Consider the following 14,392-nt stretch of genomic DNA (forward strand, 5'->3'; position numbering starts at 1 on the left):
CGTCACACCGACATCTGCATGATGTCGTTGTAAGCGCTCACTAGCTTGTTGCGGACCTGAAGCCCGAACTGGAAGCCGACGTTCGCTTTCTGCATGTCGACCATCACGTCGTTCAGCGACACGTTCGGCGCGCCGACCTCGAACGCCTGTGCCTCGCCGAGCGCGTGCTGCTGGTCGCCGCTGATCTTGTCGAGCGACGCCTTCATCGCGCTCGCGAACGTGCCGGCCGTCGCCGCGCCCGAGCCGGCAAGCGCCGCCGTCGGGCTCGCGACGCCGCCCGACGCCTGCGCGGCCATCGACTGCATCTGTTGCAACACCGAACCGATTCCGCTGACGTTCGCAGCCATGCTGTCCCCAGACATAAGAGAAGAGACCCGGACGCACCGGGCGTTTCCGCCGGCGCCGCACCACGCGCACCATGCCGGATCGCGAAAAAGGATAGCAGCGCGCCGCGCGGCAAAGCCGAGAAAGTACGGGGGAAACCCCGCTCTTTTCGGTCGATCGGAGTACGGCCCGGATCACGATAATCGCATCGTGTCATTGTCCGCCCGCTCGCCCGAGCGAGCTCAGTCGTCCCGCTCCGGAGAAACTCGACGCATGGATTCGCAGGCCAACTCGCTGATCAACCCCGACGCCCGCGCGGGCCTCGCCAGCCCGGCGCCCGGCGCCGCCGCGGCCGCCGCGTTGCCGGGCGCGGGCGTCGCCGGCGCGGACTTCGGGCTCGGCGGCTTCGCGGAGCGCATTCCCGGCATCTCGCGGATGAAGGGCAACCCGAAGCTGCCGTTCCTGATCGCCGCCGCGCTCGCGATCGCCGCGATTACCGCGCTCGTGCTGTGGAGCCGGACGCCCGACTACCGCGTGCTGTACAGCAACCTGTCGGACCGCGACGGCGGCGCGATCATCACCGCGCTCCAGCAGGCAAACGTTCCCTACAAGTTCGCCGATGCCGGCGGCGCGATCCTCGTGCCGTCGAGCCAGGTGCATGAAACGCGCCTGAAGCTCGCCGCGATGGGGCTGCCGAAGGGCGGCTCGGTCGGCTTCGAGCTGATGGACAACCAGAAATTCGGCATCAGCCAGTTCGCCGAACAGATCAACTACCAGCGCGCGCTCGAAGGCGAACTGCAGCGCACCATCGAATCGATCAACGCCGTGCGCGGCGCGCGCGTGCATCTCGCGATCCCGAAACCGTCGGTATTCGTGCGCGACAAGGAAGCGCCGAGCGCGTCGGTGTTCGTCGACCTCTACCCGGGCCGCGTGCTCGACGAGGGACAGGTCCAGGCGATCACGCGGATGGTGTCGTCCGGCGTGCCCGACATGCCCGCGAAGAACGTGACGATCGTCGACCAGGACGGCAACCTGCTGACCCAGTCGGCGTCGGCGTCCGGCCTCGACGCGAGCCAGCTCAAGTACGTGCAGCAGGTCGAGCACAACACGCAAAAGCGCATCGACGCGATCCTCGCGCCGATCTTCGGCGCCGGCAATGCGCGCTCGCAGGTCAGCGCGGACCTCGATTTCTCGAAGATCGAGCAGACGTCGGAAAGCTACGGCCCGAACGGCGTGCCGCAGCAGGCCGCGATCCGCAGCCAGCAGACCAGCAGCGCGACCGAACTCGCGCAGGGCGGCGCGTCGGGCGTGCCGGGCGCGCTGTCGAACACGCCGCCGCAGCCGGCCTCCGCGCCGGTCGTCGCCGGCAACGGCCAGAACGCGCCGCAGACGACGCCGGTCAGCGACCGCAAGGACCAGACGACCAACTACGAGCTCGACAAGACGATCCGCCATCTCGAACAGCCGATGGGCAGCGTGAAGCGGCTGTCGGTCGCGGTCGTCGTCAACTACCAGCCGGTCGCCGACGCGAAGGGCCACGTGACGATGCAGCCGCTGCCGCCCGCGAAGCTCGCGCAGGTCGAGCAGCTCGTGAAGGACGCAATGGGCTACGACGAGAAGCGCGGCGACTCGGTGAACGTCGTGAACAGCGCGTTCTCGACCGCGAGCGATCCGTACGCCGACCTGCCGTGGTGGCGCCAGCCCGACATGATCGCGATGGCGAAGGAAGCCGCGAAGTGGCTCGGCATCGCGGCGGCCGCGGCGGCGCTCTACTTCATGTTCGTGCGCCCGGCCATGCGCCGCGCGTTCCCGCCGCCCGAGCCGGCCGCGCCGGCGCTCGCGGCGCCGGAAGATCCGGTCGTGCTCGACGGCCTGCCGGCGCCGGTCAAGGCCGACGACGAGCCCGATCCGCTGCTGCTCGGCTTCGAATCCGAGAAGAACCGCTACGAACGCAACCTCGACTACGCGCGCACGATCGCCCGCCAGGATCCGAAGATCGTCGCCACCGTCGTGAAGAACTGGGTGTCCGATGAACGCTGAAGGCTTGACCAAGAGCGCGCTGCTGCTGATGTCGATCGGCGAGGAAGAGGCCGCTGAGGTATTCAAGTTCCTCGCGCCGCGCGAGGTGCAGAAGATCGGCGCCGCGATGGCCGCGCTGAAGAACGTCACGCGCGAGCAGGTCGAGAGCGTGCTGCAGGACTTCGTGAAGGAAGCCGAGGAGCACACCGCGCTGTCGCTCGATTCGAGCGATTACATCCGCTCGGTGCTGACCAAGGCGCTCGGCGAGGACAAGGCCGGCGTGCTGATCGACCGCATCCTGCAGGGCAGCGACACGAGCGGCATCGAGGGCCTGAAGTGGATGGACTCGGGCGCGGTGGCCGAACTGATCAAGAACGAGCATCCGCAGATCATCGCGACGATCCTCGTGCACCTCGACCGCGACCAGGCGTCCGAGATCGCGTCGTGCTTCACCGAGCGGCTGCGCAACGACGTGCTGCTGCGGATCGCGACGCTCGACGGCATCCAGCCGGCCGCGCTGCGCGAGCTCGACGACGTGCTGACCGGCCTGCTGTCCGGCAGCGACAACCTGAAGCGCAGCCCGATGGGCGGCATCCGCACCGCGGCCGAGATCCTGAACTTCATGACGAGCGTGCATGAGGAAGGCGTGCTCGAAAGCGTGCGCCAGTACGACGCCGATCTCGCGCAGAAGATCATCGACCAGATGTTCGTGTTCGAGAACCTGCTCGACCTCGAGGATCGCGCGATCCAGATGGTGCTGAAGGAAGTCGAATCGGAAACGCTGATCATCGCGCTGAAGGGCGCGCCGCCCGCGCTGCGCCAGAAGTTCCTCGCGAACATGTCGCAGCGCGCGGCCGAACTGCTCGCCGAGGATCTCGACGCGCGCGGCCCGGTGCGCGTGTCCGATGTCGAGACGCAGCAGCGCCGCATCCTGCAGATCGTGCGCAACCTCGCCGAGAGCGGCCAGATCGCGATCGGCGGCAAGGCGGAAGACGCGTATGTCTGATTCGGCGAGCGATCGCGCGGGCACCCTCACCGCCTACCAGCGGTGGGAGATGGCGTCGTTCGACCCGCCGCCGCCCCCGCCGCCGCCCGACGACGCGGCAGCGGCCGCCGCCGCGCTCGCCGAGGAACTGCAGCGCGTGCGCGACGCCGCGCACGCCGAAGGCCATGCGGCCGGCCACGTCGAAGGCCAGGCGCTCGGCTATCGGGCCGGTTTCGAGCAGGGCCGCGAGCAGGGTTTCGAGGCCGGCCAGGCCGATGCGCGCGAACAGGCCGCGCAGCTCACGGCGCTCGCCGCGTCGTTCCGCGAGGCCGTGTCGACCGCCGAGCACGACCTCGCCTCCGACATCGCGCAACTCGCGCTCGATATCGCGCAGCAGGTCGTGCGCCAGCACGTGAAGCACGACCCGGCCGCGCTCGTCGCGGCCGTGCGCGACGTGCTCGCGGCCGAACCCGCGCTGTCCGGCGCGCCGCATCTCGCGGTGAATCCGGCCGACCTGCCCGTCGTCGAAGCCTATCTGCAGGACGATCTCGATACGCTCGGCTGGAACGTGCGCACCGACGCATCGATCGAGCGCGGCGGCTGCCGCGCGCACGCCGCGACCGGCGAGGTCGACGCCACGCTGCCCACGCGCTGGCAGCGCGTCGCCGCCGCGATCGGCAAGGTGAGCACGTGGTGACGCGGTCGCCCGAATCGCTCGCGCATGACGGCATGACGCCGCTCGAGCGCGAACTCGCGCTCGCGTCGTTCGGCCCCGCTGGCGCGCACGACACCGCACACGACACGAAACCGCATGCGACCGCTTCAACGGCCGCCGCACCCGACGCCGCGCCGCGCGCGCCGCACAATCCGCATCTCGCGCACTGGCGCACGCACCTGAACGGGCTCGCCGCCCGCAGCCACCGCGCGCTGCCGCTGCGGCCGTGCGGGCGCCTCACGCGCGCGGCGGGCCTCGTGCTCGAGGCGATCGGGCTGCGCCTGTCGGTCGGCGCCGAATGCACGATCGAATTGCCGCCCGGCAGCACGCTGCCGCACGCGGAAGCGGAAGTCGTCGGCTTTGCCGGCGACCGCCTGTTCCTGATGCCGACCACCGACGTCGCCGGCGTGCTGCCCGGCGCACGCGTGTGGCCGCTCGAAAGCGCGCCCGTCGCCGATCCGCTCGCGGGCGCGAAGCGGCTGCCGGTCGGCTGGGAGATGCTCGGGCGCGTCGTCGATGCGTCGGGCCGCCCGCTCGATGGCCTCGGCCCGCTCGCATCGAAGGTCGATGCGCCGCTGTCGGCGCCGTCGATCAACCCGCTCGAACGCGAACCGATCCACCACGTGCTCGATGTCGGCGTGCGCGCGATCAACGCGCTGCTCACCGTCGGCCGCGGGCAGCGGATGGGCCTGTTCGCGGGTTCCGGCGTCGGCAAGTCGGTGCTGCTCGGCACGATGGCGCGCTATACGAGCGCGGAAGTGATCGTGATCGGGCTGATCGGCGAACGCGGCCGCGAAGTGAAGGAATTCATCGAACAGATCCTCGGCGAGGACGGGCTCGCGCGCTCGGTCGTCGTCGCGGCGCCGGCCGACGTGTCGCCGCTGCTGCGGATGCAGGGCGCGGCCTACGCGACGTCGCTCGCCGAATATTTCCGCGACCAGGGCAAGCACGTGCTGCTGCTGATGGATTCGCTGACGCGCTACGCGATGGCGCAGCGCGAGATCGCGCTGGCGATCGGCGAGCCGCCCGCGACCAAGGGCTATCCGCCGTCGGTGTTCGCGAAGCTGCCCGCGCTCGTCGAACGCACCGGCAACGGGCCGGAGGGCGGCGGCTCGATCACCGCGTTCTACACGGTGCTGACCGAAGGCGACGACCAGCAGGACCCGATCGCCGATTCGGCGCGCGCGATCCTCGACGGCCACATCGTGCTGTCGCGCACGCTCGCCGAGGCCGGCCACTATCCGGCAATCGACATCGAGGCGTCGATCAGCCGCGCGATGACCGCGCTGATCGACGAAACGCATCTCGACCACGTGCGGCAGTTCAAGCAGATGCTGTCGCGCTACCAGCGCAATCGCGACCTGATCGCGGTCGGCGCGTACGCCCCCGGACGCGACGCGCAGCTCGACCGCGCGATCGCGCTCTATCCGCGCATCGAGGCGTTCCTGCAGCAGGGCTTTCGCGAATGCGCGCCGTTCGCGTCGAGCCTCGCCGGGCTCGATGCGCTGTTCGACGCTTACGGAGGCTGATCAAGATGGCTCACGGCTTTCCCCTTCAACTGCTGCTCGACCGCGCGCAGGAGGACCTCGACACGGCCGCGAAGCAGCTCGGCACCGCACAGCGCGACCGCACCGCGGCTACCGAGCAGCTCGACGCGCTGCTGCGCTATCGCGACGAATACCACGCGCGCTTCGCGCAATCCGCGCAGCACGGGATGCCGGCCGGCAACTGGCGCAATTTCCAGGCATTCATCGACACGCTCGACGCCGCGATCGCGCAGCAGCGCAACGTGCTGGCCGCGGCCGAAGTCCGCATCGACGAGGCGCGCCCGAACTGGCAACAGAAGAAACGCACCGTCGGTTCGTATGAAATCCTGCAGGCGCGCGGCGTCGCGCAGGAAGCGCGGCTCGACGCCCGTCGCGAACAGCGCGACGCCGACGAACACGCCGCGAAAATCCTGCGCATGCGGGCCGACGCGGCCCGCTCGTCGTAACCGACCACCGCATTCGAACGAGAGAACCGCCATGCCTCCCCTGCCCCTGCTCGGCGCGCTGATCGACACCGCCGGCGCCGCACTCAAGGCCGCCCGCGGCGCGGGTTCGTCCGGCACCGCCGCCGGCAACGATGCCGTCACGGCCGCCGGGCCGTTCGCGCAGACGCTGAAGCAAAGCGTCGCCACGCGGCGCGACGCGGCGAATTCCGCCACGCCGGATGCGTCGACGACGCAGGCCGCGTCGAAGCCGGCTGCCGGCACGAAGCCGTCCGGCACCGACGACGATCAGTCGACCGACGCCGCGAACGCCACCACCAACCCCGACGCCGGAGCGCTCGCGGCCGCCGCGGCCGTGCAGGCACAACTGCAGGCGCGCACGGACAATGCGACGCCGGCCGATGCCGCCGCTATCGCTACGACTACGGCTACCGCTACCGCTACCGCTACCGCCACCGCTACCGTGCAAAAGACGGCCGTGTCCGGCCAGCCCGATGCGACGGCCGCGCTGGCGGACCACGCGGCCGGGGATGCGGCCGCCCAGCCGGCCACGCCGGCGTCGAGCCGCGACGCGCTGCAAGCGGCGCTCGCCAAGCTGACCGGCGGCTCGGGCGCGATCGCGACACCCGCAAGCGGCACGACGGCTTCGACATCGGCACCGGCATCGTCGGCATCTTCTGCATCGACCGCCGCCGCACCGCTGACGCCGAAGGTGCCGACGTTCGACCGCACGCTCGCCGACGCGAAAGGGGCGCTCGCCACGCAGCAGACGCCGACGCAGGCCACCGCGCAGGCGCTGCAGGCCGACGCGAGCGCGCAGACCGGCGCGCAGCATGCGCTCGCGGCCGCCAGCAACGCAACGGACCCGGCCGCCAGCGCGACGCTCGCGGCCGGTGCATCGGCTGCGGCCGCGGCTCAGGCGAACCTGCAGTTGTCGCCGGCAGCGAGCGCGATCGCCGCCGCCAACACGCACGTGCTCGCGCCGCACGTCGGCACCGCCGACTGGACGGACGCGCTGAGCCAGAAGGTCGTGTTCCTGTCGAACGCGCACCAGCAGAGCGCCGAGCTGACGCTCAACCCGCCCGATCTCGGGCCGCTGCAGGTGGTGCTGCGCGTCGCGGACAACCACGCGCACGCGCTGTTCGTGTCGCAGCATGCGCAGGTGCGCGACGCGGTCGAAGCCGCGCTGCCGAAGCTGCGCGAAGCGATGGAAGCGGGCGGGCTCGGGCTCGGCAGCGCGACCGTCAGCGACGGCGGCTTCGCATCGCAGCAGCAGAACCCGCAACAGACCTTCGCCGGCGGCCAGTCGCCGCGCCGCGGGCACGGCGGATCGTCAGCCGTCGATGCACCCGCCGACGCTGCGCAATCCGCACCGGCCGCCGCGAGCGTGAGCCGCGCCGGCCTCGTCGATACGTTTGCATAGGGCCTGTTCCCGCCAATAACGGGCTTGCGCCGGCCGCCGCCCGGTGCGCGCCGCTCAGCGGCCGTGCACCGCCGCGGCCGCCTCGCCGCGCGGCACGCCGCCCCTGCGCGCCGCGACGATGAAGTCCGCCGCGCGTTCGCCGATCATCACCGACGGCGCATTCGTGTTCCCGCCGACCAGCGTCGGCATCACCGACGCATCCACCACGCGCAACCCTTCGACGCCGCGCACGCGCAATTGCGGATCGACGACCGCGCGCGCATCGGAGCCCATCCGGCACGTGCCGACCGGGTGATAGATCGTGTCGGCATGCGCGACGATCGTCGCGCGCAGCTCGGCTTCGCTCTGGTCCGCCCGCGTGTACAGCTCGCGCCCGCCCTGCGATGCGAGCGGCGCCTGCGACAGGATGCGGCGCATCGCCTGCGTGCCGCGCACGAGCAGGTCGAGATCGCGCGTATCGCTGAAGAAACGCGGATCGATCAGCGGCGCGTCGCGCGCATCGCCGCTCGCGAGCGCCACCGTGCCGCGGCTGAACGGCCGCAGCGCGCATACGTGCAGCGAATAGCCGAAGCCCCAGTGCATCTTGCGGTTGTGGTCGTCGACGAGCGCCGTGCAGAAATGCAGCTGCAGGTCGGGACGCTCGAGCGACGGATCGCTCTTGATGAAGCCGCCAGCCTCCGCGACATTGCTCGTCATCATCCCCGTGCGGCTCGAGAAATAGCGCGCGAGTGCGGGTGTCATCTTCGCGATCCCGCGCATGCACACGCCGACCAGTTCAGACGAATTCACGCGCGTGTTGATGATGAAGTCGATGTGGTCGATCAGGTTCGTGCCGACGTCCGGCGCATCCTGCACGACCGCGATCCCGTGCCGGCGCAATTGCTCCGCCGGGCCGATCCCCGAGCACATCAGCAGTTGCGGCGAATTGAACGCACCGGCCGACAGGATCACTTCCGCGCGCGCGCCGAGCGTCTCGACGCGGCCGTTGCGCGATATCGCGACGCCGACCGCGCGCTTGCCGTCGAAGCCGACGCGCAGCACCGTCGCATCGGTGATCACGTGCAGGTTCGGCCGGTTGCGGCCATAGATGTAAGCACGCGCGACGCTGCAGCGCGAACCGTCGCGGTGCGTGACCTGATAGAAGCCGACGCCTTCCTGCGTCGCGCCGTTGAAGTCGTCGTTCAGCGGATAGCCGGCCGCGTGCGCGGCCTGGATGAATCGTTCGGAGAACGGATTGCGAAAACGCAGATCCGACACCGACAGCGGGCCGTCCGCGCCGTGCCACGCATCGGCACCGCGCTCGTTGCCTTCCGCGCGGCGGAAATACGGCAGCACGTCCTGCCAGCCCCAGCCCGTTGCGCCGAGCCGCGCCCACTCGTCGTAGTCGCCCGGGTGGCCGCGCGTATAGATCATCGCGTTGATCGCGCTCGAACCGCCCATCCCGCGCCCGCGCGGCTGGTAGCCGCGCCGCCCGCCGAGGCCCGGCTGCGGCACCGTCTCGTAGCCGTAGTTCGTGCCGAGCTTGAACGGCACCAGCGCCGCGATGCCGACCGGCATGTTGACGAGCAGGTTGCGCTCCGTATGCGAGCCGGCTTCGATCAGCGCGATCGTCGCGTCGGGGCAGGCATCGGCGAGACGGCCTGCCAGGCTCGAACCGCCCGAACCGCCGCCGACGATGATGTAGTCGTATTGCATGTCGCGTCTCCGTCGTGTCATGGAAGGCGCCCGGCACCGCCGCGCGACCGCGTCCCTGTAATGTTCGGGCATTGTAGGAATGGCCGTCATGCGCGCGGCGCGCGGATTCAAGAGCGATTCCTCTAAACGCCCGCGTGAACTAAATTTAAGATGTATCGATTCGCTTCGCGCGACACGCCGGCCACGAGAAGCCGATCCGTCGCGAAACGGGAGAGACGACGATGCAGCGCCAGGTTCTGCAGGCCGCGTGCCGACCGGGTTGCCCGGATGCGACGCGCGTGGCCTGCATTTCATTTCAAACGACTGCCCGCGCGGGGACCTGCAGCGACATGCGCGCGGCCGATCGAAATCGAACGGCGCGCGTGGTCGCCGACCGTTTGGACGGCTGTCCGCCGCAGCGGCACGAAGTGCTGCGGCCCGTATCGGCGTGCGCGTCGCACGGCCACGCTTCGGTGCACCGGCAAGCGCTCGCGCTGCGGCGTCGCGCGCCCGGCAACAGTCGTATCGCGCGGCACGCGAACACGCCGCGGTGCGATTTTCGGATGCGGATACCGTCGCGCGGATGCGACGCCCGCCCCACGCTGCAACCGGTTTTCGAGCATGCGTCGCATCAGGCCCCGCGCCGCGCGACGCGCACCACCCCGATCCGCGTCGCCGCGCTCGCCGAGCGCTCGCGTGCGGCGTGACGGCTGGCCGACAAGCCAGGCCCAACTGGAGGAGACAACATGAAGAACGACCTGCCCGAACTGGCCCCGCAAGCACTGTCGCCGGCCGACGCGCTGACGTCGCTGCTGCGCGACCAGCGCGCGGCCTACCTGCGCGCACCGTACCCGGCATGGGAGACGCGCGCGCAGCACCTGCGCGCGCTGCGCACGATGCTGATCGACAACGCGGACGCGCTCGCCGAAGCGATCAGCGCCGATTTCGGCCATCGCGCGAAGCAGGAAGTGCTGCTGTCGGAAATCTGGATGGCGAAGGAAGAGATCGACGACGCGCTCAAGCACGGCAAGCGCTGGATGAAACCGATCCGCAAGCCGATGAACAAGTGGCTGCGCCCGGCGCGCGCGAAGGTGATTCCGCAGCCGCTCGGCGTGGTCGGCATCGTCGTGCCATGGAACTACCCGGTGCTGCTCGCGGCCGGCCCGCTGATCTGCGCGCTCGCGGCCGGCAACCGCGCGATCGTCAAGATGTCCGAACTGACGCCGCGCACGTCGGCGCTGTTCGAGCAATTGATCGCGAAGACCTTCACGCGCGACCACGTCGCGGTCGTGAACGGCGATGCGGAGGTCGGCGCCGCGTTCAGCGGGCTGCCGTTCGATCATCTGCTGTTCACCGGCTCGACGCAGGTCGGCCGCCATGTGATGCGCGCGGCCGCCGACAACCTCACGCCCGTCACGCTCGAACTCGGCGGCAAGTCGCCGGCGATCGTCGGACCGAATGCACGCTTCGACGCGGCCGTCGACGCGATCGTCGCGGGCAAGACGCTGAACGCGGGCCAGACCTGCATCGCGCCCGACTACGTGTTGCTGCCGCGCGGCATGGAAGCCGCGTTCATCGAGCGGGCGCGAGCACGATTCGCGAAGATGTATCCCGACCTGTCGGCCAACGGCGACTACACGACGATCGTGTCGCCGCGCCATTACGCGCGGCTGCAGCAACTCGCGAGCGATGCGCAGGCGGCCGGCGCGCAACTGCACCCGCTGTCCGACGCGCAGTCCGACCCTGCGTCGCGCCGCTTCGTGCCGTGCGCGATCACGCAAGTGCCGGCCGCGTCGCAACTGATGCAGGAGGAAATCTTCGGGCCGCTGCTGCCGCTCGTGCCGTACGAGCGGCTCGACGAGGCGATCGCATACGTGAATGCGCGCCCGCGTCCGCTCGCGCTCTATCTGTTCGACGAGGACGGCGGCACGATCGACCGCGTGATGCACGAAACGATCTCGGGTGGCGTGTCGGTCAACGAAACGCTGATGCACATTGCGTGCGGCAGCCTGCCGTTCGGCGGCGTCGGTGCGAGCGGCATGGGTGCGTACCACGGCTACGACGGCTTCGTGACGTTCTCGAAGATGAAGCCCGTGCTCACGCAGGCGCGCCTGAACGCGCGCAACCTGCTCGCGCCGCCGTACGGCAAGCGCTTCGCCGCGCTGATCAAGCTGATGCTGAAGTTCTGAACCGGACGGGCCGCGCGCATCGCGCCGCGGCCCGCGCAAGCCTGCCGCGCGGCACCGGTGCCGCGCGCGCCGTCACACGGGCCAGAGCGGCCCTTCCTGCATCGCGCCGATCTGCTCGCGCAGTTCGAGCACGCGCGCTTCCCAGTAACGATGCGTGTTGAACCACGGAAACGCGGCCGGGAACGCGGGATCGTCCCAGCGCCGTGCGAGCCACGCCGCGTAGTGGATCAGTCGCAGCGTGCGCAGCGCTTCGACGAGATGCAGCTCGCGCGGCTCGAATTCGCAGAAATCCTCGTAGCCGGTCAGCAGGTCCGCCAGCGCGCGCGACGCGCCTTCGCGGTCGCCCGGCAGCAGCAGCCACAGATCCTGGATCGCGGGCGCCATCCGGCTGTCGTCGAAATCGACGAAGTGCGGGCCGCCATCGGTCCACAGCACGTTGCTCGGATGACAGTCGCCGTGCGTGCGCAGCAGGCGAATCTCGCCCGCACGTTCGAACGCGGCCTCGACACCTTCGAGCGCGAGCGCGACTGCCGTCTCGTACGCGGGTCGTACGTCATCCGGAATGAAATCGTGCGCGAGCAGGTAGTCGCGCGGCTCATGGCCGAACGTCTCGATGTCGAGCACGGGACGCGCGACATACGGCTGCGTCGCGCCGACCGCATGAATCCGGCCGATGAAGCGGCCGAGCCATTCGAGCGTGTCGCTGCGATCGAGATCGGGTGCGCGGCCGCCGCGCCGCTCGAAGATCGAGAAACGAAAACCGTCGAACGCGTGCAGCGTGCGGCCGTCGAAAGTGCGCGCAGGCACCGCCGGAATCTCGCGCTCGGCGAGTTCGGCGACGAACGCATGCTCTTCGAGGATCGCATCGTCCGACCAGCGCGCCGGGCGGTAGAACTTCGCGACGACCGGCGGGCCGTCTTCGATGCCGACCTGGTAGACGCGGTTTTCGTAGCTGTTGAGGGCGAGCAGGCGCCCGTCGGTGCGCAGGCCGGCCGGCATCAGCACGCTGTCGAGCGCGTCGAGCACGCACTCGGGCGTGAGGCCGGCGAACGGCGGGCCGGCGGGAGAAGCGGGAGCGGAAGTGGCGTCTGTCATGCCCCGCATTGTGCCGCCAGCCGGGCCGAAAGACGAGCGTCCGGTGCGGTGTTCGCTTAGTGGAGCGCCGCGCCGGCCGGCAGCACGGATTCGCCGGTGTCGATCAGATCCTCGAGAAAGAACGGCTCGGTGTTGAGTTCTTTCGACTCACCCGGCACGCCCGCGTACCAGGTCACCATGGCCATGTCGCCCAGGATGCGCTGGACGATGCCGCGCGCGCCCTTCGGCACCGCGATATGGGTAGTGCAGACAATCGACCCGACATGCATGATGGTTCCCCACTCTTGAATCTTGAAACCCGGCCCGCTGGCGAGCCGGCAAATGCGCGATCCGCGCCGCTCTCGACGGAGCGTTGCGCGTAATCCCATTGTTCACGGTTTATCGAAGCGCGAAAAGAAGAAGAAGCAGGCGAAGTGCCGCGAATTCGTCGAATGTCTCCAATCAACCACTGCGCCGCGCGTGCGCTTGCACGGGCGGACACCCCCATCATACCCTGTCGAATGTGACTGCCCGCCGAATCCGCCCGGCACTGCGGCGCACCCGCGATCGACGCAATGCGCACATCGTTTGCCGCGTGCCGGGCCGCCAGGAGATTTCGCGTGACCGAGCCTGCCGGAACCACGCCGCTTGCCTCGCACGCTACAGCCTCCTTCCCCCGTCTCGAACACGGCTCGCGCAGCCGCCGCGCACAAGCGTCGCCCGGCATCACCGCAACGCGTCTTTCGCCATGCGGGGCCGCCGACAGTTGTTGCGCCGGATGCCGGCCTTGCAGTACCTTTGACGTTCATTCGCGTTCAACCGCATTCCGACACGATGCATCCGCTCACGTCCGCCCTCGCAAAATCCCGGCCGCAGTTCGACGCGCGGCCGCAGGCGTGCGCGCATCCGTCGGTCCTCCCGCCTCCTGTCGCACCGCCGCTCGTCGGCGCCGCGCCGCCCCCTCCGGCGGCACGCGCCGGCTGACCAGCCGGCTTCCGTTTCGTCTTTCATTCGCCCGTCGGCTTCGTTCGTGCGTCTTGACGCACGGCGCCTTGCTGCGCGCGCGGATGGAACGTTCCGATCCGTTCGACAGGTGAATTCACATGGTTTCGTTCAAACGCGCGCTTGCCGCGCATGGAGCGACGTCGCTCTTCGTGCTGCTGTGGAGCAGCGGCGCAATCTTCGCTGAACTCGGTCTGCGTCACGCATCCGCGTTCGTCTTTCTCACCGCGCGTTTTGCGCTCGCATCGCTCGTGCTGCTTGCGCTGGCCTTCGTGCGCAAACGCTGGCTGCCGCCGCGCGGCGAGCGGCGCATGGCCGCGCTGACCGGCTTGCTGATGATGGGCGGCTATTCGATCTTCTACCTGCTCGCGCTCGAGCGCGGGATCGCGCCGGGCGTGCTCGCAACGATCCTCGGCGTGCAGCCGATCCTCACGCTGGCGATCGTCGAGCGGCACTGGCAGCCCGTCCGCGTCGCGGGGCTCGCGCTGTCGCTGGCCGGTCTCGCGCTCGTCGTATGCCGCGGTGTGGGCGATGCCGGCCTGCCGCTCGCGGGCATCGCGTGCGCGCTCACGGCGCTCGTCGCACTGACCGTCGGCTCGCTGCTGCAAAAACGCGTACGCGCGGCACCCGCCGACGTGTTGCCGCTGCAGAATGCGATCGGCCTCGCGCTGTGCGTGGCGATCGTGCCGTTCCGGCCGATTTCGTTCGACATGAGCTGGGCGTTCGTCGTGCCGCTCCTGTGGCTCGGCATCGTGATTTCGGTGATCGCGCAACTGCTGTTCTACCGGTTGATGCAGCGCGGCGATCTCGTCAACGTGACGAGCCTGTTCTATCTCGTGCCCGTCGTCACCACGCTGATGGATGCCGTGTCGCTCGGCAACCGGCCCGAACCGCTCGCGCTCGCCGGTATGGGCGCGATCATCGCCGGGCTCGCGCTCGTGTTCCGCGCGCCGGCCGCACGCACGCAACCCGACCGCACATAAGCGGACAGGCCGCT

The 14,392-nt window shown here is 69.7% G+C and carries 13 protein-coding genes; 9 read left to right on the forward strand and 4 right to left on the reverse strand.

What is annotated here, in order from left to right; translation table 11 throughout:
* Positions 1 to 2: 2 nt before the first annotated feature.
* On the reverse strand, positions 3 to 347 hold the full coding sequence (fliE, locus tag AC3WLY_RS16380) for a flagellar hook-basal body complex protein FliE (protein WP_072437573.1): 345 nt from the start codon (positions 345 to 347) through the stop codon (positions 3 to 5).
* A gap of 250 nt (positions 348 to 597) precedes the next feature.
* Between fliE and fliF the strand changes: the two genes are divergently transcribed.
* From fliF to AC3WLY_RS16410, 6 genes are read left to right on the forward strand one after another with little or no spacing between them, the layout of a single operon-like run.
* Complete coding sequence (gene fliF, locus AC3WLY_RS16385) at positions 598 to 2,364, forward strand: flagellar basal-body MS-ring/collar protein FliF (protein ID WP_310135647.1); 1,767 nt, start codon at positions 598 to 600, stop codon at positions 2,362 to 2,364.
* On the forward strand, positions 2,354 to 3,349 hold the full coding sequence (gene fliG, locus AC3WLY_RS16390) for a flagellar motor switch protein FliG (protein WP_175963322.1): 996 nt from the start codon (positions 2,354 to 2,356) through the stop codon (positions 3,347 to 3,349). The genes fliF and fliG overlap by 11 nt, the downstream gene beginning before the upstream one ends.
* A complete protein-coding gene (gene fliH, locus AC3WLY_RS16395) occupies positions 3,342 to 4,025 on the forward strand; it encodes a flagellar assembly protein FliH (protein WP_175963321.1) in 684 nt (227 codons plus the stop codon). Before fliG ends, fliH begins: the two co-directional genes overlap by 8 nt.
* Positions 4,019 to 5,572 (forward strand): flagellar protein export ATPase FliI, encoded by a 1,554-nt coding sequence (gene fliI, locus AC3WLY_RS16400; RefSeq protein ID WP_072437577.1) that lies wholly within the window; start codon positions 4,019 to 4,021, stop codon positions 5,570 to 5,572. Before fliH ends, fliI begins: the two co-directional genes overlap by 7 nt.
* A 5-nt stretch (positions 5,573 to 5,577) precedes the next feature.
* A complete protein-coding gene (fliJ, locus tag AC3WLY_RS16405) occupies positions 5,578 to 6,036 on the forward strand; it encodes a flagellar export protein FliJ (protein ID WP_072437578.1) in 459 nt (152 codons plus the stop codon).
* A 31-nt stretch (positions 6,037 to 6,067) separates the two neighbouring features.
* Positions 6,068 to 7,456, forward strand: coding sequence for a flagellar hook-length control protein FliK (locus AC3WLY_RS16410; protein WP_492310092.1), 1,389 nt, complete (start codon positions 6,068 to 6,070; stop codon positions 7,454 to 7,456).
* Positions 7,457 to 7,510: 54 nt separating this feature from the next.
* Here AC3WLY_RS16410 and AC3WLY_RS16415 read toward each other — a convergent pair whose 3' ends face one another.
* Positions 7,511 to 9,151, reverse strand: coding sequence for a GMC family oxidoreductase (locus AC3WLY_RS16415; RefSeq protein ID WP_492310091.1), 1,641 nt, complete (start codon positions 9,149 to 9,151; stop codon positions 7,511 to 7,513).
* A gap of 329 nt (positions 9,152 to 9,480) precedes the next feature.
* Between AC3WLY_RS16415 and AC3WLY_RS16420 the strand changes: the two genes are divergently transcribed.
* Both AC3WLY_RS16420 and AC3WLY_RS16425 read left to right on the forward strand, forming a co-directional pair.
* Positions 9,481 to 9,837 (forward strand): hypothetical protein, encoded by a 357-nt coding sequence (locus tag AC3WLY_RS16420; RefSeq protein WP_492310090.1) that lies wholly within the window; start codon positions 9,481 to 9,483, stop codon positions 9,835 to 9,837.
* A 39-nt stretch (positions 9,838 to 9,876) separates the two neighbouring features.
* Positions 9,877 to 11,319, forward strand: coding sequence for a coniferyl aldehyde dehydrogenase (locus tag AC3WLY_RS16425; RefSeq protein WP_175963316.1), 1,443 nt, complete (start codon positions 9,877 to 9,879; stop codon positions 11,317 to 11,319).
* A 72-nt stretch (positions 11,320 to 11,391) separates the two neighbouring features.
* On the opposite strand, the gene AC3WLY_RS16430 is transcribed toward AC3WLY_RS16425, so the two are convergent.
* A complete protein-coding gene (locus AC3WLY_RS16430; RefSeq protein ID WP_492310089.1) occupies positions 11,392 to 12,414 on the reverse strand; it encodes a serine/threonine protein kinase in 1,023 nt (340 codons plus the stop codon).
* A 56-nt stretch (positions 12,415 to 12,470) separates the two neighbouring features.
* The gene (locus AC3WLY_RS16435; protein WP_004198969.1) at positions 12,471 to 12,683 is read right to left on the reverse strand and encodes a hypothetical protein; all 213 of its coding nucleotides are present in this window, start codon (positions 12,681 to 12,683) and stop codon (positions 12,471 to 12,473) included.
* An 813-nt stretch (positions 12,684 to 13,496) separates the two neighbouring features.
* Here AC3WLY_RS16435 and AC3WLY_RS16440 point away from each other — a divergent pair.
* Positions 13,497 to 14,378 carry a DMT family transporter gene (locus AC3WLY_RS16440; protein WP_492310088.1) on the forward strand — a complete coding sequence of 294 codons (882 nt, stop codon included), beginning with the start codon at positions 13,497 to 13,499 and terminating at the stop codon, positions 14,376 to 14,378.
* Positions 14,379 to 14,392 lie beyond the last annotated feature (14 nt).

The sequence above is a fragment of the Burkholderia sp. FW306-1C-G01B genome, assembly GCF_058781685.1.

Coding starts and splice junctions, on each gene's coding strand:
- fliF (WP_310135647.1), top strand. CDS start 598: ATGGATTCGCAGGCCAACTCGCTGATCAACCCCGACGCCCGCGCGGGC.
- AC3WLY_RS16440 (WP_492310088.1), top strand. CDS start 13,497: ATGGTTTCGTTCAAACGCGCGCTTGCCGCGCATGGAGCGACGTCGCTC.
- AC3WLY_RS16410 (WP_492310092.1), top strand. CDS start 6,068: ATGCCTCCCCTGCCCCTGCTCGGCGCGCTGATCGACACCGCCGGCGCC.
- fliE (WP_072437573.1), bottom strand. CDS start 347: ATGGCTGCGAACGTCAGCGGAATCGGTTCGGTGTTGCAACAGATGCAG.
- fliG (WP_175963322.1), top strand. CDS start 2,354: ATGAACGCTGAAGGCTTGACCAAGAGCGCGCTGCTGCTGATGTCGATC.
- AC3WLY_RS16415 (WP_492310091.1), bottom strand. CDS start 9,151: ATGCAATACGACTACATCATCGTCGGCGGCGGTTCGGGCGGTTCGAGC.
- fliJ (WP_072437578.1), top strand. CDS start 5,578: ATGGCTCACGGCTTTCCCCTTCAACTGCTGCTCGACCGCGCGCAGGAG.
- AC3WLY_RS16420 (WP_492310090.1), top strand. CDS start 9,481: ATGCGCGCGGCCGATCGAAATCGAACGGCGCGCGTGGTCGCCGACCGT.
- AC3WLY_RS16425 (WP_175963316.1), top strand. CDS start 9,877: ATGAAGAACGACCTGCCCGAACTGGCCCCGCAAGCACTGTCGCCGGCC.
- AC3WLY_RS16435 (WP_004198969.1), bottom strand. CDS start 12,683: ATGCATGTCGGGTCGATTGTCTGCACTACCCATATCGCGGTGCCGAAG.
- AC3WLY_RS16430 (WP_492310089.1), bottom strand. CDS start 12,414: ATGACAGACGCCACTTCCGCTCCCGCTTCTCCCGCCGGCCCGCCGTTC.
- fliH (WP_175963321.1), top strand. CDS start 3,342: ATGTCTGATTCGGCGAGCGATCGCGCGGGCACCCTCACCGCCTACCAG.